Annotated in this window: 11 protein-coding genes; 7 read left to right on the top strand and 4 right to left on the bottom strand. The window is 69.2% G+C overall.

Annotated elements, in window-relative coordinates; translation table 11 throughout:
• The 5 genes from IEZ01_RS35250 to IEZ01_RS28085 form a co-directional block, all read left to right on the top strand.
• A partial coding sequence (locus IEZ01_RS35250) for a DegT/DnrJ/EryC1/StrS family aminotransferase (protein WP_229833255.1) occupies positions 1-250 on the top strand: 250 nt, incomplete at its 5' end.
• A complete protein-coding gene (locus IEZ01_RS28100) occupies positions 247-1,272 on the top strand; it encodes a Gfo/Idh/MocA family protein (protein WP_019886260.1) in 1,026 nt (341 codons plus the stop codon). The genes IEZ01_RS35250 and IEZ01_RS28100, both read left to right, overlap by 4 nt.
• Positions 1,269-2,894 carry a glycosyltransferase family 2 protein gene (locus IEZ01_RS28095; protein ID WP_189204438.1) on the top strand — a complete coding sequence of 542 codons (1,626 nt, stop codon included), beginning with the start codon at positions 1,269-1,271 and terminating at the stop codon, positions 2,892-2,894. The genes IEZ01_RS28100 and IEZ01_RS28095 overlap by 4 nt, the downstream gene beginning before the upstream one ends.
• A 7-nt stretch (positions 2,895-2,901) precedes the next feature.
• Positions 2,902-4,185 (top strand): nucleotide sugar dehydrogenase, encoded by a 1,284-nt coding sequence (locus tag IEZ01_RS28090; protein WP_189204435.1) that lies wholly within the window; start codon positions 2,902-2,904, stop codon positions 4,183-4,185.
• 77 nt (positions 4,186-4,262) lie between these two features.
• Positions 4,263-6,866, top strand: coding sequence for a glycosyltransferase family 4 protein (locus IEZ01_RS28085; protein ID WP_189204426.1), 2,604 nt, complete (start codon positions 4,263-4,265; stop codon positions 6,864-6,866).
• 73 nt (positions 6,867-6,939) lie between these two features.
• Here IEZ01_RS28085 and wecB read toward each other — a convergent pair whose 3' ends face one another.
• On the bottom strand, positions 6,940-8,037 hold the full coding sequence (wecB, locus tag IEZ01_RS28080; RefSeq protein ID WP_189204424.1) for a non-hydrolyzing UDP-N-acetylglucosamine 2-epimerase: 1,098 nt from the start codon (positions 8,035-8,037) through the stop codon (positions 6,940-6,942).
• 186 nt (positions 8,038-8,223) lie between these two features.
• Here wecB and IEZ01_RS28075 point away from each other — a divergent pair, with 186 nt between their 5' ends.
• On the top strand, positions 8,224-9,813 hold the full coding sequence (locus tag IEZ01_RS28075) for a glycosyltransferase family 4 protein (protein WP_019886252.1): 1,590 nt from the start codon (positions 8,224-8,226) through the stop codon (positions 9,811-9,813).
• Positions 9,814-9,888: 75 nt separating this feature from the next.
• On the opposite strand, the gene IEZ01_RS28070 is transcribed toward IEZ01_RS28075, so the two are convergent.
• From IEZ01_RS28070 to IEZ01_RS28060, 3 genes are all read right to left on the bottom strand, one after another.
• On the bottom strand, positions 9,889-11,031 hold the full coding sequence (locus tag IEZ01_RS28070) for an acyltransferase family protein (RefSeq protein WP_189204422.1): 1,143 nt from the start codon (positions 11,029-11,031) through the stop codon (positions 9,889-9,891).
• A gap of 94 nt (positions 11,032-11,125) precedes the next feature.
• Positions 11,126-12,694, bottom strand: coding sequence for a N,N-dimethylformamidase beta subunit family domain-containing protein (locus IEZ01_RS28065; protein ID WP_189204420.1), 1,569 nt, complete (start codon positions 12,692-12,694; stop codon positions 11,126-11,128).
• A 181-nt stretch (positions 12,695-12,875) separates the two neighbouring features.
• Positions 12,876-14,831 carry a tachylectin-related carbohydrate-binding protein gene (locus IEZ01_RS28060; protein ID WP_189204418.1) on the bottom strand — a complete coding sequence of 652 codons (1,956 nt, stop codon included), beginning with the start codon at positions 14,829-14,831 and terminating at the stop codon, positions 12,876-12,878.
• Between the two features lie 41 nt (positions 14,832-14,872).
• On the opposite strand from IEZ01_RS28060, the gene IEZ01_RS28055 reads away from it, so the two are divergent.
• Entirely contained in the window at positions 14,873-20,197 is a 5,325-nt protein-coding gene (locus IEZ01_RS28055) for a LamG-like jellyroll fold domain-containing protein (RefSeq protein ID WP_189204416.1), read from the top strand.
• The last annotated feature ends 72 nt before the right edge of the window (positions 20,198-20,269 follow it).

Here is a 20,269-nt window from a genome sequence, read left to right as displayed (position 1 = left end):
GGGTGACCGCGACGCCGCGATGGCCAAGCTCACCGAGGCCGGCATCGGCAACGCCGTGTACTACCCGACGCCGATCCACCGTCTGAAGCCCTACTGGGAGCCGGACCAGAAGGCCGGCCGTAACTGGGACCTGCCCGAGACGGAGAAGGCGGCCGCCGAGGTCGTCTCCCTGCCGGTGCACCCGTCGCTGACCCAGAACGACCTTGAGCGCATCGTCACCGCCGTGAACGCGCTGGGAGAGAACCTGTGACCGCCGCTGGACTGCGAGCCGGCCTCATCGGCCTCGGCTCCATGGGACGCCACCACGCCCGTGTGCTCGCGAGCCTGGAGGGCGTGACCCTCGTCGGTGTCGTCGACCCGATGGGTGACACGAACGGCTGGGCCCAGGGCGCCCCCGTGCTGTCGACGGTCGAGGAGCTCATCGCGCTCGGCATCGACTACGCCGTGGTGGCCTGCCCGACCGCGCTGCACGAGGAAGTCGGCCTGAAGCTGGCCGAGGCCGGTATCGGCGCCCTCATCGAGAAGCCGGTCGCGGACACCGTCGAGGGTGCCCGCCGGCTCGTCGAGGCCTTCGAGTCGCGCTCCCTGGTGGCCGGTGTCGGCCACATCGAGCGCTGCAACCCGGCGCTGCGTTCGCTGCGCACCCGCCTGGAGGCCGGCGAGCTCGGCGACGTCTTCCAGGTCGTCACCCGCCGCCAGGGCCCCTTCCCGCACCGCATCGCCGATGTCGGCGTGGTCAAGGACCTCGCCACCCACGACATCGACCTCACCGCCTGGGTGACCGGCCAGGAGTACACCTCCATCGCCGCCCACACGGTGCACAAGAGTGGCCGTCCGCACGAGGACATGGTCTCCGCCGTCGGCCGCCTCAGCGACGGCACGATGGTGAACCACCTGGTGAACTGGCTCAGCCCGCTGAAGGAGCGATTCACCTCCGTCACCGGCGAGCGCGGCTGCTTCATCGCCGACACCCTCACCGCCGACCTCACCTTCTACTCGAACGCCGCCCAGGCCACCGAGTGGGAGGCGCTCCAGGCGTTCCGCGGCGTCTCGGAGGGCGACATGATCCGCTACGCCATCCCGAAGCGTGAGCCGCTCCTCGTCGAGCACGAGCTCTTCAGGGACGCGGTGCTCGGCAAGTCGAACGACATCTGCACCCTGCGTCAGGGCCTGCGGACCGTGGAGGTCGCCGCCGCGGTGCTGGAGTCCGCCTCCACCGGTCTGTCCGTGAGCCTGAAGCCCGACACGGATGCCGAGGGTGTGACCCTTTGACCGAACCCGCTGTCACGGTGGTCGTGGCCGTCTACAACACGATGCCCGCCCTGACCGAGTGCCTCGAATCACTCGTCGGGCAGAGCATCGGGCTCGACCGTCTCGAGATCATCGCTGTGAACGACGGTTCCACCGACGACAGCGGGAAGGAGCTCGACCGCTTCGCGGCCCGGTACCCCGGCACCTTCAAGGTGATCCACCAGGAGAACTCCGGGGGCCCGGCCGGTCCGAACAACGTCGCGCTTTCCCAGGCGACCGGCCGATATGTGTTCTTCGTCGGCTCGGACGACTACCTGGGCCGCGAAGCGCTCGAGCGGATGGTCAAGATGGCCGACAAGAACGACTCCGACGTCGTTCTCGGCAAGATGGTGGCCGTCGGCAACCGCTCGATTCCGCGTGCGGTGTTCCGTACGACCGAGAACAGCATCCCGCTGATCGGCTCCGGCGCCCTCTACGCGATCTCCAACACCAAGATGTACAAGCGCGCGCTCATCGAGAAGCACGGCATGCGCTACGCGGAGGACCTCCCGGTCAGCTGCGACATGCCGTTCACCCTCGAGGCGTACGTCCACTCGAAGACCGTCTCCGTGGTCGCCGACTACGACTGCTACTACGCGGTCCGGCGCGACGACGACAGCAACATCACCTACCGGGCCCGGTTCGAGAACCGGCTCAAGGTGTGCAAGCGCGCCCTGGACCGGCTGCACGAGCTGTCCGGCCCCGGCGATCTGTACGACGCCTTCGCGATCCGGCTCCTCAAGGTCGACCTGGCCTGGATCTTCGGCGAGAACTTCCTCGCCGAGACTCCCGAGCGCCGCGAGGAGTGCGTCCGCGTCACCGCGGAGTTCCTGGAGGAGTATTACGGCTCCTCCTTCGACCGCTTCGAGCACCGGCTGACCGTCCCCGAACGGCTCAGGTTCCGCTGGGTGTTCGCCCGCCGTACGGACTCGCTGACCGAACTGGTCCGCACGGACACGGCAGGCGACCTGCCGCCCACGCTCCTCGACGGGGACCACGCCTACGCCCTGTACCCGGGCTTCCGGGACTCGCGCTACGACATCCCTGACTCCAGCTTCGAACTGCTCGGCACCCTCGTCGGGCGGTTCGGACCCGGCACCGAACTCGCCTCCATGGCCTGGCACCAGGACGCCGACGCGTTCGCGCTGGACGTCTCCGTCCGGGTCCCGGTCGTCGGCGACACCTCGTCCGCCGTCGTCCGGCTCGCGGACCGCGCGATGCCGAAGTCCACCGACAAGGCGGGCGCCCGGCGGCTCGGCAAGCACGAGGAACTTCCCCGTCCCGTCGGCGAGTTCACCCGTGAGACGACCCCCGACGGCGACGCCACCGTGGTCCGGGCCCGGATCCCGCTCAAGCGGCGCAAGGCCACCCTCGGCCTGCGGGTCTCGCTCGACGCCGGCGGCTGGACGTACGAGATTCCCGTACGCGGCGAGGAGCACCCGCTGCCGCTGGCCCGCCGCTGGCGGGTCGACGACCCCTACCGGGTGGCGGCCGAGGTCAACGCCAAGGGCCGCGTCGTCGTCGCCACCGGCCCGCTGTACCCGCCCAACAAGAATTGGGGCTCGCGCCTGCGATCCCTGCTGACCGGCTCCAAGAGGAAGTAATCACCCCATGAACATCTGCGTAGTCGCTCTCGGAAAGATCGGACTGCCGCTCGCCGTCCAGTTCGCCGCCAAGGGCCACCGGGTGATCGGCGCCGACGTCAACGAAAAGGTCGTCGAGCTGGTCAACGCCGGCACCGAGCCCTTCCCCGGCGAGTTCGACCTCGACCGCCTCCTGAAGGAGACCGTCGGCGCCGGGCAGCTCTCCGCCACCACCGACACCGCCGCCGCCGTCGCCGAGTCCGACGCCGTCGTCGTCGTCGTGCCGCTCTTCGTCGACGCCGAGGGCACCCCGGACTTCGGCTGGATGGACTCCGCGACCAAGGCGATCGCCAAGGGCCTCAAGCCCGGCACCCTCGTCTCGTACGAGACCACCCTGCCGGTCGGCACCACCCGTACCCGCTGGGCGCCGATGCTGGAGGAGGGCTCCGGCCTGAAGGCCGGCGAGGACTTCCACCTCGTCTTCTCCCCGGAGCGCGTCCTCACCGGCCGCGTCTTCGCCGACCTGCGCCGCTACCCCAAGCTCGTCGGCGGCATCGACGAGGCCTCCACCAAGCGCGGTGTGGAGTTCTACGAGCAGGTCCTCGACTTCGACGACCGTGCGGACCTCCCGCAGCCGAACGGCGTCTGGGACCTGGGCACCGCCGAGGCCTCCGAGCTCGCCAAGCTCGCCGAGACCACCTACCGCGACGTCAACATCGGCCTGGCGAACCAGTTCGCCCGCTTCGCCGACAAGAACGGCATCGACGTCAAGAAGGTCATCGAGGCCTGCAACTCGCAGCCCTACAGCCACATCCACCAGCCCGGCATCGCCGTCGGCGGCCACTGCATCCCGATCTACCCGCGGATGTACCTGTGGAACGACCCGGAGGCCACCGTCGTGCGCTCGGCCCGCGAGGCCAACGCCGCCATGCCGGAGTACGCCGTCGACCTGCTGGCCGCCGCCTACGGCGACCTGAAGGACGTGAACGTGCTGGTGCTGGGCGCCGCCTACCGCGGTGGCGTCAAGGAGACCGCCTTCTCCGGCGTCTTCGGCACCGTCGAGGCGCTCAAGGCCCGCGGCGCGGTCCCGTACGTCTCCGACCCGATGTACACCTCGGAGGAGCTGACCGCGCACGGCCTCACCCCCCACCAGGGCGAGAAGGTCACCGCGGCGATCCTCCAGGCCGACCACGCCGAGTACCGCGAACTGGCCGCCTCCGACCTGCCGGACGTCACCGTCCTCGTCGACGGCCGCCGCACCACGGACCCGGAGCGCTGGACCGGTGTCCGACGCGTCGTCATCGGTGGCTGACACCACCGACGCACTGGCCTGGCCCGGCCACCTCGTGGCCGGGCCTTCTGGCCAACTCGATGTGTAAGGATTTGCGTATGTCTACGTCTGTCACCCGGCCGAAGCTTGCCGTCATCGTCGCGAACGGCATCACGGGGGACTCCCGGGTACAGAAGACCGCTCTCGCGGCGGCCAAGGCGGGCTGGGACGTCACCCTGATCGGACGCAGCCCGTCGAAGAAGGCGGAGCACTCGTGGTTCGGCCCGGTCAAGGTGGTACGCCTGCCGGTCACCGACCGCATGGAGCGCCGCGTCACCGCGAAGAGCGACCGGGGCGGCGCCCGCGCCCGCCTCACCCAGCTCGGCATCCGCGACCGCGCCACCCTGGACCAGCTGCGCGACGCGCACCGCGCCTGGGTGCGTGAGCAGACCGCCCGGATCGGCTGGATCGGTTCGTCGCCGGTCGGCGGCGTCCAGGCCGCGAGCCTCAAGGCCTGGGTCCGCGCCCGCCGCAGCGCCCACAACTTCCGGGTCCGCGCCTACCGCTGGGAGCAGCGGCGCAAGTCCGTGAAGACCACCGGCGACTGGCGTCAGGACTGGCCCGCGCTGCTCGATCTGGACCTGGCCTTCGGCCCGTTCATCGAGGACCTGGCCCCCGATGTCATCCACGCCAACGACATCACCATGATTCACACCGCGGCGCGGGCGGCCTCGCGGCTGCGTGCCCGTGGCCACAAGTGCGCCTGGCTGTACGACTCGCACGAGTACGTCGCCGGCATCGAGTGGGCCAAGCCGCAGATGCGGACCGCCTTCCCGGCCGTGGAGCGGGAGTTCATCGGCAAGGCCGACGCCGTCGTGACCGTCTCCGACGAGCTCGCCAAGATGCTCCAGGACGACCACAAGCTGCCGCAGACCCCCGCCGTGGTCCGTAACGCCCCGATCCGCGAGGTCGTCGGCGCGGCCACCGGCCGGGTCTCCGTCCGTACCGCCGCCGGGGTCGACGAGGGCGTCCCGCTGCTCGTCTACGCGGGCTGGATCGCTCCGGACCGTGGCCTGGCCACCGTCGTCGAGGCGCTGGTCGACCTGCCCGAGCATCACCTCGCGCTGGTCGCCGGCCGCCGCAACGCCGGGCTCACCGCCCTGCAGGAGCAGGCCGCCGAGCTCGGTGTCCGCGACCGCGTCCACGTCGTGCCGTACGTCCCCCAGCACGAGGTCGCGGACTACCTGTCCAGCGCCGACCTGGGGCTCACGCCGTTCCACCGCATCCCGAACGTGGAGAACTCGCTGCCCACCAAGGCCGCCGAGTACCTCCACGCCAAGCTGCCGATCATCACCAGCGACGTGAAGACGCTCGCCGAGTACGTGCGCACGCACGGCGTCGGCGAGGTCTTCACCGCCGAGGACGCCGCGTCCTTCGTCGAGGCGGTCAAGCGCGCCACGGCCGACCGTGAGGCGCTGCAGAAGAACATCACCGAGGCGCTGCTGACGGACCTGTCCTGGGAGCACCAGTCCGAGGTGCTGATGGCGGTCTACACCAAGATCTCCGGCCTGAAGCCGGGCGAGCCGCTCGCGGACTTCTCCTGGGAGGCCGAGGAGCGCAAGGTCGCCAAGGCCGACGCCAAGCAGGTCGAGCAGCTCGACAAGGGCTGGCGGACGCTCGGCCCCACTCCGATCAAGCTGGGGCTCGGCCCGGCCAACTACGCCGGCCAGCTCGCCGCGTACGCCACCGCCGTCACCCGCCGCCGCGAAGACGTCTCGGCCGAGGTGGTCAAGCACCGCATCGCCACCCAGAAGCACGACTACCCCGCGGACGTCTACATCGACGGCGCCGCGCTGAAGAACCTCGACGTGCAGCTGGAGCTGGTGCAGCGGACCGTGCGCCGCTACACCCACCTGATCGCCGACGCCTTCCGGCCCGTCTTCGGCGGGCTCAACGGCGGCAGCATCGAGGGCGACCTCGCCGCGCTCCAGCACCACCGGATCAAGGTGGCGCTGCTCGCCCACGGCAGCGAGGTCCGCAACCCCGCCAAGCACCGCGAGCGCAACCCGTACTCGCTGTTCCTGGACGCCCCGGACGGCTACGAGGAGACCCTCCAGACCCTCTCCGACCGCAACCGGCGCATCACCGAGGAGGCCGGCCTGCCGGTCTTCGTCACCACCCCGGACCTCCTCCTCGACCTGCCGATGGCGACCTGGACGCCGCTCGTCGTGGACGTGGAGCAGTGGGCCTGCGACCGGCCGGTGATGGAGCGCAAGCGCCCCAAGGTGCTGCACGCCCCCTCCGCCCGCTGGACCAAGGGCACCGACCGGATCCTGCCGCTCCTGGAGGACCTCAACGACCGCGGCGTCATCGAGTTCCAGCTCGCCGAGGGCGTCTCCTGGTCCGAGGTGCGCGAGATGGTCCTGGACGCCGACATCGTGATCGACCAGTTCGCGGTCGGCGCGTACGGCACGTTCTCCGTCGAGGGCATGGCGGCCGGCAAGCCGGTCGTGGCGTACATCGACGAGGACTCGATCGAGGCGTGCGGGGTGACCCCGCCGATCGTCAACGCGACCCCGCAGACCCTCGGCGAGGCCATGGAGCGTCTCCTCGACGACCGTGAGGCCACCGCCCGGATCGGCCGTGAGTCGGCCGCGTTCGCGCGGAAGTACCACGACGGCACGGCCACGGCCGTGGCGCTGGACAGCTTCCTCACCAAGTAGGCCGCACCGGATCTCGTACGAACGAGGCCCCCTGCCCGAGCGGGCAGGGGGCCTCTTTCGTCTGTCCGGGGCGTCAGGCCTGGGCGGCCAGCGCCTCCTCCATCAGCTTCACCACGCGCTGGGCGGCGGTGCCGTCACCGTACGGAGTGCCCTGCTCGGTGGTGGGCGCGGGCCGGGTGGCGAGCTTCGCCCACTCCTCGACGTCCATCTCGTGCGGGTCCGGGACGAGGACGTTCCAGCCGCCCTCCAGGGTCTCCACCCACTCCGTCTCCGGGCGGATCGTGGTGCACGCCCGGCCCAGCAGGAAGGTCTCCTTCTGCAGACCGCCCGAGTCGGTGACGACACCGGCCGAGGCCATGACCGCGGCGACCAGCCCGGCGTACGGCAGCGGGCGGCCCACGCGCACCGCGCCCTGCTCCAGCTTGATGCCGTGCTCCTCGGCACGGGCCACCAGACGCGGGTGGGCGAGCAGCGCCACCGGCACCGGCAGCGCGGCGAGGGACTCCACGATCGCGGCGAGACGGGCCGGGTCGTCGGTGTTGTCGGGGCGGTGCAGCGTGGCGAGCAGGAACGGCTGCTCCGGGTCGATGCCCTCGGGCAGCGCGGGCGCCGGGTGCTCGCCGGCGAGCACGGCGTCGCGGATCCGCAGGCAGATGTCGACCATCACGTCACCGGCGAGCCGGGTGCGCTCGGCGAGGCCTTCGTTGCCGAGGTGGCGCACGGCCTCCTCGGTGGGGGCGAGCAGCAGGTCGGCGCAGTGGTCGGTGAGGACGCGGTTGTGCTCCTCGGGCATACGGCGGTTGAAGGACCGCAGGCCCGCCTCCAGGTGCGCGACCTTGTAGTGCAGCTTCACGGCGGAGAGCGCACCGGCCACGGTGGAGTTGGTGTCGCCGTACACGAGGACCCAGTCCGGGCGCTCGTCCTCGAGGACCTTGTCCATCGCGGCGAGGACCGCGCCGGTCTGCACGCCGTGGCTGCCGGAGCCGACGCCCAGGTGCACGTCCGGGTCCGGGATGCCGAGACCGGAGAAGAAGACGTCGGACAGGTCGGCGTCGTAGTGCTGGCCGGTGTGCACGATGACGTGCTGATGGTCGGTGCCCGCGAAGGCCGCCGCGATCGGGGCGAGTTTCACCAGCTGGGGGCGGGCCCCGACGACACTGAGGACCTTCACGTTGCTCTTCTCCTTGTGGGGGTGCGAGGTGCGTGCGACAGGCGGTGCGCGCGGATGCGATGCGCTGCCGATAGTACGTGCAGCGCTGTCAAGCACGGGAATGGGTGACCCGGGGAGCGCACGGTATGCTCGCACGCTGCGGAAGGTATCTGCCGCGAACCCAAGCCCATCAGGAAAGGCGCGTACATGGAGCCCGACAGCACGACCCCGTCGCGGGAGACCCGGGGGCGGGTCGTCATGCTCGTCGACAACGGCGTCAAGGGTGACTCCCGGGTCCAGAAGGCGGCCCGTTCCGCCGCGGACGCGGGCTGGGAGGTCGTCCTGTTCGGCGTATCGCCGACCCCGAAGATCCAGTCCTGGAAGCTCGGCAAGGCGGAGGTCCGGCTGATCCCCAAGCCGGCCCACCTGGAGCCGCGCCGCCACGACCTGCGCCGGCCGTTCCCGCGCCGTCCGCTCGCCTACCGCTCGCCGCAGGTGGCCTCGTACCGCGTCCAGGCCGCCAAGGCCTGGCGCTCCGACCTGGCCTTCCGCCAGGCCGCCGCGAAGGCCGCGCAGGCCGGCCACCCCGGCAAGCCCAGCGCCGGCGGCTCCAAGGCCCGGCTGATCGTGCCGCGCGCCGGTGCCAAGGTGTTCAGCAAGTGGGTCGCGCTGCGCGCCCGGGAGACCCGGAACCTGCAGAAGGCCCGCAACCCGCTCACCGCGCCGCTGGACCGCACCACGACCGCCCTGTGGTCGAAGCTGATGGGCGAGCGCGCCTGGCGCCGGCTGATGCCGAACCTGTGGGACTTCGAGCTGGCCTTCGCCAAGCACATCGACGACTTCAAGCCCGACCTCATCCACGCCCACGACTTCAAGATGCTGGGTGTCGGCGCCCGCGCCGCGGTCCGCGCCCGCGCGGCCGGCCGCCCGGTGAAACTGGTCTGGGACGCGCACGAGTTCGTGCCCGGTCTGCCCGCCTATCACGGCCGCTGGCTGCCGGGCCATGTCGCCTGGGAGAAGGAGCACGCGGTCTTCGCCGACGCGGCGATCACCGTCTCGCCGTCGCTGGCCGAGATGCTCAAGGACGGCCACGGCCTCAAGGAGCTGCCCGCGGTCGTGCTGAACGCGCCCGTGATGCGGCCGGCCGACGACGAGGTCGAGGGCGTCGCCCCGGTGCCGGACCTGCGCGCCATGTGCGGCATCGACGCCGACACCCCGCTCCTCGCGTACGTCGGCGGCATCAGCCCGGTCCGTGGCGTGGAGACCATCATCGAGGGCCTGCCGTCCCTGCCGGGCGTGCACGTGGCGCTGGTCTCGGTCACCCCGGGCAAGATGAAGGCGGTCGCCAGCACCCAGCAGCTGGTGAAGAAGCTGGGCGTGGGGGACAGGGTGCACTTCCTGCCGTTCGTCCCGCACTGGCAGGTGCCGGAGTACCTGAAGGCGGCGGACGCGGCGGTCAGCCCGCTGCACCACCTGACCAACCACGAGCTGGCCCTGTCGAACAAGTTCTTCGAGTACTCGCAGGCCCGGCTGCCGCTCATCGTCAGCGACATCAAGACGATGGCCGACATGGTGAACTCGACCGGCCAGGGCGAGGTCTTCCGCGCCCAGGACACCGAGGACTTCGTCCGCGCCACGAAGACCGTCCTGGCGGACCCGGCGCGCTACCGCGCCGCGTACGACAAGCCGGGCCTCCTGGAGGGCTGGACCTGGGAGGCGCAGGCCGAGATCATCGACGGCATCTACAGCCGCCTGCTGCCGGACCGCCCGAAGAAGGCCGTGTCCGAGAAGGTCTGAGACCGCGCATGACGAAGCGCCCCGCACCGGAAGGTGCGGGGCGCTTCGTCGTACGGTCCGTGGGGCCCGGGCCGCTCAGAGGCGCTTCTTGAGCCAGCGCACCGAGGGCTGCTCCACGAACCGGTGCACCAGCCAGGACAGCACCAGCAGGATGCCGGTGGTCGCGGCGAGCGTGGCCCAGGCGCCGAGGTGCCCGTAGAGGGTACGGATGATGGCCCAGCCCAGCTCCTCGTGGAGGAGGTAGAGGGGGTAGACGAGAGCCCCGGCGGTGGAGAGCCAGCGCCAGTTGAGCCGGTCGGCCTTGTGCAGGGCGATGACGAGGATCAGCAGATAGAACGAGGTGACCAGAGCCAGGATGAGCAGGGGATTGCGGTCGAATCCCTGCTTGTTGGTGATCTGGGCATGCTGCATGAGGTCGCTCTGCATGATCAGCCAGCTGCCGCCCAGCAGCAGCCACAGCTTGAGATCCGGTCCGAAGCGGTAGATCAGGTACAGCGCGATACCGGAGACGAAGAGCGCGGTGCTCATCGGCTGCGCGAAGGTGGTCAGCACCGGCAGGCCCGTGCCGCCCTTCTGCTGGGCGATGACCGAGACGAGGAGCCAGGCCCAGCCGAAGATGTACACCCGGTTGTAGCTGATCGGCTTGATCAGGACGAAGAGGAACACCAGGTAGAAGCAGAGCTCGATCCAGAGGGTCCAGTACGCGCCGACCACGTGCACGGCGTTCATCGGCACCTGGAACATGGTCAGGTTGGTCAGTGAGTCGCTGATGGTGGGGATCTTCCGCTCGCTGTCCGGGATCAGTCGCCATACGAGGACGCCGACGATCACCGAGAACCAGTAGGCGGGGAAGAGCCGCAGGAAGCGGGCCTTGATGAACTGCCCGGGGGTGCGGCCCCAGGCCGAGAGGCAGATCACGAAGCCGCTGATGATGAAGAAGAGCTGGACGCCGTACGAACCGTACTTGGCGAAGTGGAAGAGCTCGGGGAAGAGGTACCGGGGGTTCTCACCCCAGTTCACATCGGTGGCCTTGTCGATGCCCGCGAAGTGGAAGAGAAGCACAGCGAGCGCGGCGACGACCCGCAGGCCGTCCAGGGCGTACAGGCGCGCGGGCGCCTTGTTGGAGGGAAGCGCCGGGGACGCGGAGCGCTTCTTTATCTCGTCAGGGGCTTCGGCCTCGCGGGGCGAAGTGACCTGAACAACGTCGTTACGGGACATATAAGGCCGCTCGAGGGTGGAGGGACGAGTGGATCCGGTCATCCTAGGGGGTCTCGATGACCGGATCACTACTCCCTTCCTGTGCCCCGAGCCGCTACCGCACCATTCGGTCGACCAGGTTCTCGGTCGCCTTCCGGATGTGCTTGTTATGCAGCTCCGGGTCCTCCAGGTCCTCGACGTCGTTCAGGGCCAGCGCCCAGTGAAACGTTCCTGCGACGAAGACCATCGCGCCGTTCGGGTACTCGGTCACCGCTGTGTGCTGGATCGTCCGCTTCTTCAGGGGGCGCGAGTCGTGGTATGGCGACTCGGCGAGCAGGGTGCGGCGGGCGCCGGGCGGGTTCGGGGCCTCCGGGTCGACGCTGTCCGCCTCGACGCCGACCATCTTCGGCAGCTTGTCGCCGTCGCGCAGCCCGGTGCCGGCCCACAGCCAGTGCCTGGTCTCGCGGACGATCATCGGAGCCGGGGTCTGCACGATGCCGTTGAACTGGATGCCCAGCAACTGCTGCTCGGCGAGCCGCTGGTCGTCGCCGGTTATCTCACGCCAGCGCGAGGTGCGGCCCGCCTTGTCGGGCGTCGGGTCGGGCGAGGACTTGTAGCAGGCCATGAGCCGGTTCGCCCGGCCGTCCGCGGACTTCTCCATCCGGACGTGGAAGTAGACGTTGTTCGAGGCGAGGAAGGCCAGGTGACGGCCGGCGGAGACGGCCTTCTTGGCGGAGTCCATCATGCCCTTGGACCAGTACTCGTCGTGCCCGGGGAAGTAGATCGCCTTGTACTTGGAGGTGTCGACGGTGCCCTCGTGCAGGTCCAGGCTGCTGGCGTACGTGACGTCCCGCCCGGCGCGCTCGGCCCAGCGTATGAAGCCGGTGTCGAGCTGGAGCCAGTTGGGGACGCCCGAGCCCGCGTAGGGGCGGTCGAAGGAGACCTTGAAGGCCCGCAGCTCGGTGCCGCCGATCTCGCCCTTCTTCGTGTAACCGCGGTAGAGGTTCTTGCCGTTGCGTTTGTCCTTCGGCCACATGTTGTAGGCCTGGTACGTGGTGAAGGGCAGGACGACCAGAAGGTCGGAGGCCCGGTCCGGCTCGCGCACCACGAAGGGGGTGCAGCTGCGGTACTTGCCGTCGGCGGTGGTGAAGACGGCCTGATAGAGCCCGGAGATCCAGCCGGAGGGGATCCGCAGGGACCAGGAGACGGGCCAGTCGCAGACCAGGGCGCCGGTGGCCGGGTCGGGCTTGGGCAGGGGCCGCCTCTTGCCCTGGAGGGAGCGGCTGGTGACACGCAGCCGGGCGCCCTTGCCGCCGTAGTCGCCGACCCGGAAGACGGCTATCTTGTAGCGCTGCCCGGAGCCGACCGAGACATGGAAGTCGATCGTCTCGCCATGGCCGACCGAGGTGGCCGAGGCGTACCCCTGGATCTGGCAGGCCCGGTCACTGGAGGCCTTGGGATGGCCCCCACCACCGATCCGCCAGTCGTCGGAGCCGGCCAGCTTGTTCTCGTCCGTGATCAGGCTGGGACCGACGGCCACGGGCTCGACCGGGACCGGCTTCTCCGCGGCCTCAGGCAGCTTGTCGCCCCCCGGCAGCAGCTCGTCCTTGAAGGCGTACCCCGCGACCCCGGCCGTCCCCGCACCGATCAGCCCGAGCACAGCGCGGCGCGACCGCTTCGACATGTCCTACCTCCCGTGAAGATTTCCGGGAGATATGAGGGAAAGCTCAGGCCGGAGGTTTACTCAGGGGGTGAACTTTCTGCGGAGAAACCTCATATGAGGGGGCGTGGTCGAGCCCGCTCGTGTAAGCGGAACCGAGTGGGACCGCGCGGGGGCGACCGATCGGCCGCCCCCGCGCGGCGTTCTACTTGGGCGCAGGCGCCGCGCCGCCCGCGAAGCGGAGCGAGGAGAGCGCTGCCGCGCCCGTGCCGGTGTACTGCGCCCGGTAGATGCTGACCTGGTTGCTCGCGTTCCGGAAGGTGTACCCCCACGTCTGGCCACCCTCGGAGAAGGTGAAAGCCGTGGGATCGGTGGCGGAGGTGAGGCTCTCGAAACCCGGGCTCTGCCAGTTCCGCCAGGTGCCACTGTTCTGCGTGACCTCCCCAGTGGTCTGAATCTGGCTCTGCCGGTCACGCACCACCACCTCGGCCGTACCCGTGACGGGAGACAGCACCGCCGAAGGCGAACCCGCTGCGGCCACGCCGGGCACGGCGCTCCAGGCACTGAAGTCCGAGCCTTCCGCCGTCTGTGCGGTGGTGACGACGTTGCCCTCGGCGGTGGTGGCGAAGATGCGCATGCGGTAGCCCTGATAGCTCATGACCGCCGGCTCGCCGATGATCTGCTGGCTGCCCACGGTGGTCCACGCGGACAGGGTGCCGTCCTCCTTGAAGAGGGCGGTGCTGAGCGTGCCCGAGGCGTTCTTACCGAAGAGCTGGATCCCGTGGCGCGCGGCCACCGCTGTGAAGGGGCCGGAGAACCCTGAGCCAGGAAGCGGCATCCATGCCGTGAAGTCCGATCCGTTCTTCGACAGCAGTCGGTACCACGGCCGGCCACCCGCGTCCGCGGAGAACTCCGCCAGCAGGCCGGACGGCGTGTTGGCGGTGACGGCGGGCTGCGCCATGGCGCCGAGCTGGTTGTTCCAGGTGCCCCACGCTTCCGTCGTGGACCGATAGCGCTGCCAGACCGCCGCACCGGCGGTGTTGTGCGCGGTGACCGAAAGCCGGCCGTCGGAGTGCGTGGCGAGCGAGGGGCGACCGGCGAAAGCCTCGGGCCCGCCGATCGGCGTGTAGATGGTGGTGTCAAAGGCGGCCGGGTCGGCGCTTCCGTGGATCAGGCGGCAGGGGCCGATGTTGTCGACGTACGCCAGCTCCACCTTGCCCGTTGGGCCCTGGAGCACGGTCGTGGCCGTGTAGTCCTTCAGTGGAATGGCGGGGGAAGCCGGGGAAACGTTCGTCAGCAAGGTGCAGCTGTCGGGCGAAGCGGTGACCTCGCGGAAGTTCGTCCAACCGTTGGCGCCCACTTTCACGCGGCTGACCGGCCACGTGTGTGTGGCGTCGTCGTACCGGTAGTAGAGCGCGTTGCCGGTACTGTTCTGTGTGGCCACGAGCGTGTCGCCGCCGTTGGACGAGATGCTCTTGAACTCGTTCCAGCCGCCGCTGCTCACCAGTACATGGCGTTCCAGCCACCGCTGCGTGGTCATGTCGAAGTGGGAGCGGTACAGCTTGCCGTCCGCGGTCCGCCCGTAGAGAACGCCTGAGTCGCCGGCCGTGATGAGGGTGTAGCGGCCCCAATCCTCGTCGAGGGGCTTGCTGGACCCGCCGTTCGCCCACGTACCGCTCGCGGCGTCGTACTTGTAGGCCTTGAGGGCGCCGCTCTCCTCGATGGTCCAGATCCAGCCCGCGCGATCGACCGTGGCCCGGTCGCGGTTCTCAGGCTTGGCCACGAAGCCGAGGCCACTGCCGATCTTCTTGTGTCCCGCCGTCCAGCCGCCGGCGCTGTTGCGGTGGCTGTAATAAACGCCGTCTGCCTTGAACCCGTAGTAGGACTGGCCGGGCCCGGACAGCGTCCGACCGTGCTGTTCGAAACCAGCACCGATCGTTGCAGGGCCCGTGTACGCGGTGCCGGTGAGGGGCGTCTTCATCTTGTACTGGTAGAGCGCGCCTGTCGTGGTCACGGACTGCAGAGGTGCGTCCGGGACGCAGGAGACCGTGGTTGCGGCCTTGGCGGTGCCTGGCATCGCTATCAACAGGGGAGCCACGGCAACGGCGGCGATGGCGGTCGTGGTTCCACGGGACGGCAGTCGCGTCAAGCGCTTACTCATGCTGCTCTCTCTCGTACGCCCTGCGTTCGCAGGTGCGGAGGATGGCGTCCGCCGCTGCGGCGGCTGTCCCGCAGTACCGCACCACCGTCCTTGACTCCCGCCCCGAGTCGTACTGGCGTCTGGGCGAGGAGGAGGGTACCGACGCGGCCAGTGCCAACGAAGCCAACCTCGGCAAGGACCGGGGCACCTACCGCACCGTCGCCCTGAAGGCAGCCGGTGCGCTCGCCGGTGATCCCGGTACCGCCGCCACGTTCAACGGCTCCACCTCCCGCGTCGATCTCCCGTCCGGCACCCTCAAGAAGAGCCGGGACGCCGCCGTCGAGGTCTGGTTCAAGACCATCTCCGCCGGGCTGGGCGGCCCGCTCGTCGGGTACCAGAACAAGGCCTGGGGCACGGCGCCGGCCACTGGTGTCCCGCTGCTGTACGTCGGAACGGACGGCAAGCTCCGGGGCCAGTTCTGGACCGGTACAGCCGCTCCGATCACCGACCCCAAGAGCGTCAACGACGGCAAGTGGCACCATGCCGTGCTGTCGGTCTCCGGGGCCGACCAGAGCCTCTACCTCGACGGCAAGCTCTCCGGGCGCATCACCGGCAAGCAGCTCGTCCAGCAGGACCTGACGTTCAACCAGATCGGTGCCGCCCACGCCGCCACTCCTGCCTCCTGGCCGGGATGGGGTGCCACAGGCGCCAAGTCCTTCGCCGGCACGATCGACGACGTCGCGGTCTACCACCACCCGCTGGGGGCGGCGGCCGTCGCCGCGCACCACCGTGAGGGCGGCCGGGCAGCCGACGTCATGACCGGGACGACGCTGCCCAGCGGCCGGGTCGCCTCCGAGGTCAGCTATGACGCCTCTCGCGACCGGGTCGAGGAGTACACCGACCGCAACGGCGGCACCTGGAAAATCGGCGCCCCCACGGTGTTCGGCAGCGATAAGGATCTGCGGCGCACCGTCGAGGTCCGCGACCCCATGAACGCGCCGTACTTCTACGAGTACGACGGACTCTCCTCCCGACTGCTGCGCTACGGCGAGCCGGTCGGCCTCGGCGCGCGGGAGCCGGTCACCGCCACACCGTCGCCCACACCCACCTCACCGGGTGAGGTCTGCACCACGCCCGATCCAGGCGACCCGGCCTTCTGCACCACACCACCCAGCAGCGGCGGCACCGAACCCGACTTCATCCGATGCCCGGTCGACGGGGTCGCCATCCGCTCCTTCGCGTACGACGACAACGGCTTCCAGACGGGCATCACCAGCGAGAACGGCGACACCGTCACCCTCGGCTACGACGACCGCGGGAACGTGACCAGCCGCAGGACGTGCCGTGGCAAGGACGACTGCCAGACCAGCTACACCACGTACCCCGCCTCGACAGGCGACTTCGACCTGCGGGCCGACCAGCCGATCGAGACTCGCGACGGTCGTTCCACCGGCCCCACGGACAACCGCTTCCTGACCAAGTACACGTACAACACCCAGGGCCGGCTGACCGTCCAGACCGCCCCCGACGGCGGAACGGCGCGCAACTCGTACACCACGGGTTCCGAACCCGCGGTCGGCGGAGGAGCGGCGCCGTCCGGACTGCCGATGACGGCCACTGATCCGCGGGGCAAGGTCACCCGGTACACCTACTTCAAGAACGGCGACCTGGCGTGGGTGACCGAGCCCTCGGGCCGGATTCTGAAGTTCACCTACGACGCCCTGGGCCGCAAGATCTCGGAGACAGCCGTTTCCGACGCGCTGCCCGCCGGCGCCACCAAGACGTACGCGTACGACAAGCTGTCGCGGATCACCGCCACGACCGAACCGGTGGCGACCAACGCCGTCATCCTCACCAAGCATCAGCAGAAGACGGTGTCGGAGTACGACGCCGACGGCAATGTGGTCCGCACCGAGGTCAGCGACCTTCTGGGCGGTGACTCGTCGCGCGTGATGACCTTCGAGCTGGACGACCGCGGCCGCCCGCAGAAGGTCACCGACGCCGAGGGCAACGAGACCACGTCGTCCTACGACGCCCTCGGCAACAAGACCTCGATGGTGGACGCCAACGGCAACCACTTCGAGTACCTCTACACCGCACGCAACATGGTGGCCGAGACCCGTCTGCGGGACTGGGACGACGACGGAGGCGACGACAGCCACACCGTCCTGCAGTCCTTCTCGTACGACATGGCGGGACGGCTCGTCCGCGAGACCGATGCCATGGGACGCACCTTGGCGTACGAGTACTTCGGCGACGACCTCGTGAAGTCCGTCAAGCTCAAGGGCTTCCACAACCCCGACGGGACCAAGCGCGACCTTCTGATCGAATCCAACACCTACGACGGCGCGGGCAACGTCCTCACCGAGACGGCCGGCAACGGCAAGCACACCACGCAGTACACCTACGACAGCGTGGGCCGCATGAAGACGGAGATCGTCGACCCGTCCGGGATCGCACGGCGGACCACGTACACCTACGACGTCGCCGGGAACGTGCAAACGGTTGTCACGAGCGGCACCCCGTCCAATGTCCCCTGGCCGGTCTCGGTGTCGGGCCACAGCGTCAGCTACACCTACGACGCCGCGGGCAACCGCAAGACGGAGTCGCTCCGCAACGGCTCGGAGTCACGCACGACCACCTACGACTACGACCAGCGTGGGCTGCTCACGGCGACCACCGACCCCGCGGGCAACAAGACAGAGACGGCCTACGACGAGCTGGGCCGACCGGTCTCCACCACAGCCCCGGCCGTCGAGACCGAGTCGAACGGCGCCGCTCCGGTCACCTCACGCCCCCAGACGTTCACCGGCTACGACACGTTCGGCGCCGTGACCGAATCTGTGGACGCGCTCGGCAACATCAACCGGACCGCTTACGACCGTCTGGGCCGCCCGGTGTCAGCGACGGCTCCCTCCTACACGGCACCCGGCTCCGCCACGCCCATCACGCCCACCATGAGCAACGCCTACGACGCGCTGGGCAACGTCACCGAATCCACCGACGCCCTGGGACGCGTCACCCGCTTCACGTACGACCGTCTGAACCGCGTGACGGTCAAGGACGTGCCCTATGGCACCGGCGACGGCCGCGCCCAGTGGAAGTACACCTACACCCGCACCGGACAGGTGCTCTCGATCACCGACCCCAACGGCTCGCGCGCCGAGAGCACCTACGACGACCTCGACCGCCCCGTCACCCAGACGCTGATCGAGCGCAAGCCGCAGCCGGGCGCCTTCACCACCCGCTTCACCTACGACGACCTCGGCAACGTGGTCCGGAAGACCGCGCCGGGCGGTGCGGTGACGCAGTACACCTACGACACCCTCGGCCAGGCGACGAAGGTCGTCGAGCCCGGCGGTGTGAGTACCCAGTTCGGCTACGACGCGGTGGGCCGCGAGGTCCGTGTGACCGACGGCAAGGGGCGCACGTCGGCAAAGCTGTACGACCAGCTCGGCCAGGTCGTCGACGACTCGGACCTGGACGCCAACAACAGCCCGCTGAGGAAGGTGACCTACGGCTACGACACGGTCGGTAACCTCACCAGGGCCACCGACCCACTGGGCCGTTCGACCACCTACACGTTCGACGCGCTCGGGCGGATGAAGAGCCAGACCGAGCCGGTCTCCGACACCAAGTCGATCACGACCTCGTTCGGCTACGACGCCCTGGGCAACCGGACCCGCTACACCGACGGCCGTGGCAACACGACCGTCTTCACCACCAACACCCTTGGCCTGCCCGAGTCGCTGATCGAACCGGCGACCAGCCGTGACCCGGCCGCGGCCGACCGTACGTGGACCACCGCGTACAACGCTGGCGGGCAGGCCGTGAAGGTGACCGCGCCGGGCAAGGTGATCCGCGAGCGGGAGTTCGACAAGGCGGGCGCCCTGGTCCGGGAGACGGGCACAGGGGCCGAGGCACCGACCGCCGAGAAGCGCTTCCAATACGATGCGGCAGGCCGCCTGATCAAGGCCTCGACCCCCAAGGGCGACAACACCTACTCGTACAACGACCGCGGAAACCTCATCAAGGCGGAAGGCCCTTCGGGCAACGCGACGTACGAGTACGACGCGGACGCTCTGCTCACCAGCCGCACGGACGCCTCGGGCACCGCGATCTTCACCTACACCAACCAACTCATGGCGAGCGCGAAGGACTCGCTGACCGGAACCAAGCAGTCCTACGGCTACGACGCCTCAGGGGCGCTGGAGAAGGTCACGTACGGCGCCGGCCAGTCCCGCACGTACACCTACGACTCCCTCGGCCAGATCGACACCGACACCGTCAAGAACAGTGCCGGAGCCACTCTGTCGTCCATCGACTACGGCTATGACGACGAGGGCCGCCTCACCTCGAAGACCACGGCCGGCACCGAGAAGGCGGGTACCCAGACGTACGGATACGACGACGCTGACCGCATGACGTCCTGGACCGCGGACGGCAAGACCACCCAGTACGCCTGGGACGACAGCGGCAACCGCATCAAGAACGGCACGAAGACGGCAACGTTCGACGAACGAAACCGGATGCTGTCCGACGGGGACTACACCTACGACCACACCCCCCGTGGCACGCTCTCTTCGCGGACCAGCTCCGGCCTCAAGGAGGACTTCACCTTCGACGCCTTCGACCGCATGACGAAGGCGGGCGAGTCCGGCACGAGCTACACCTACGACTCCCTGAACCGGGTCGCCGCCCGCAATGGCACGGACTTCGTCTACGAGGGACTTTCTCCCGACCCGGTCAAGGACAACTCGGCCACCTACGGGCGGGGCGTGGGCGGGGAACTGCTCTCGGTCATGGAGGGCGGCGTTGCCCGCCTCACCCTTTCCGACAACCGTGGCGACCTCGTGGGCAACATGGATGCGGACAAGGGCGCGGCGGCCTCGCTCGCCCAGTCCACCGCGTACGACCCGTTCGGCGTCCCGAGGACGACGACGGACGTGGCAGGCAATGTCGGGTATCAGGGCGACTACACCGACCCTGACACCGACCAGGTCAACATGGGCGCACGCTGGTACGACCCGGTCTCGGCGACCTTCGACTCCCGGGACGCGTACCAGTACGCGTCGGGCGCGTCGATCCTGGCCAACCGGTACACGTATGGCGCGGGCGCGCCGATGAACTACTCCGACCCGGATGGGAACTGGCCGAGGTGCGACTGGTGCCGGAAGGCCTGGAACAAGGGCGTCAAGACGGTCAAATCGGTGGTCAAGAAGGTCGTGTGGGCGGTCACCCACCCGCGTCAGGCGGTCAGGGCAGTCGTCAACACGGTGGCCTCCGGCCTCCGCTCCGGCTTCAACAAGCTCGTTGAGGTCACCAAGCGGGTGTACCGCGCGGCGGAGCGAAGCTTCACCAACTGGGTTCGAGAAAAGACCAACTGAGCTGTACTGAGATTTGTGGAGTCCCTGATGCCAGGGTTACGGTCCTGGCGAAGGAGAACCACCAGCACCATG

The sequence above is a fragment of the Streptomyces purpureus genome (genome assembly GCF_014648195.1).
In the GTDB taxonomy this organism is placed as follows: Bacteria; Actinomycetota; Actinomycetes; order Streptomycetales; family Streptomycetaceae; genus Streptomyces; species Streptomyces purpureus.
The sequence above is the reverse complement of the archived record's forward strand: the minus strand, read 5'-3'. Positions and strand labels throughout refer to the sequence as shown.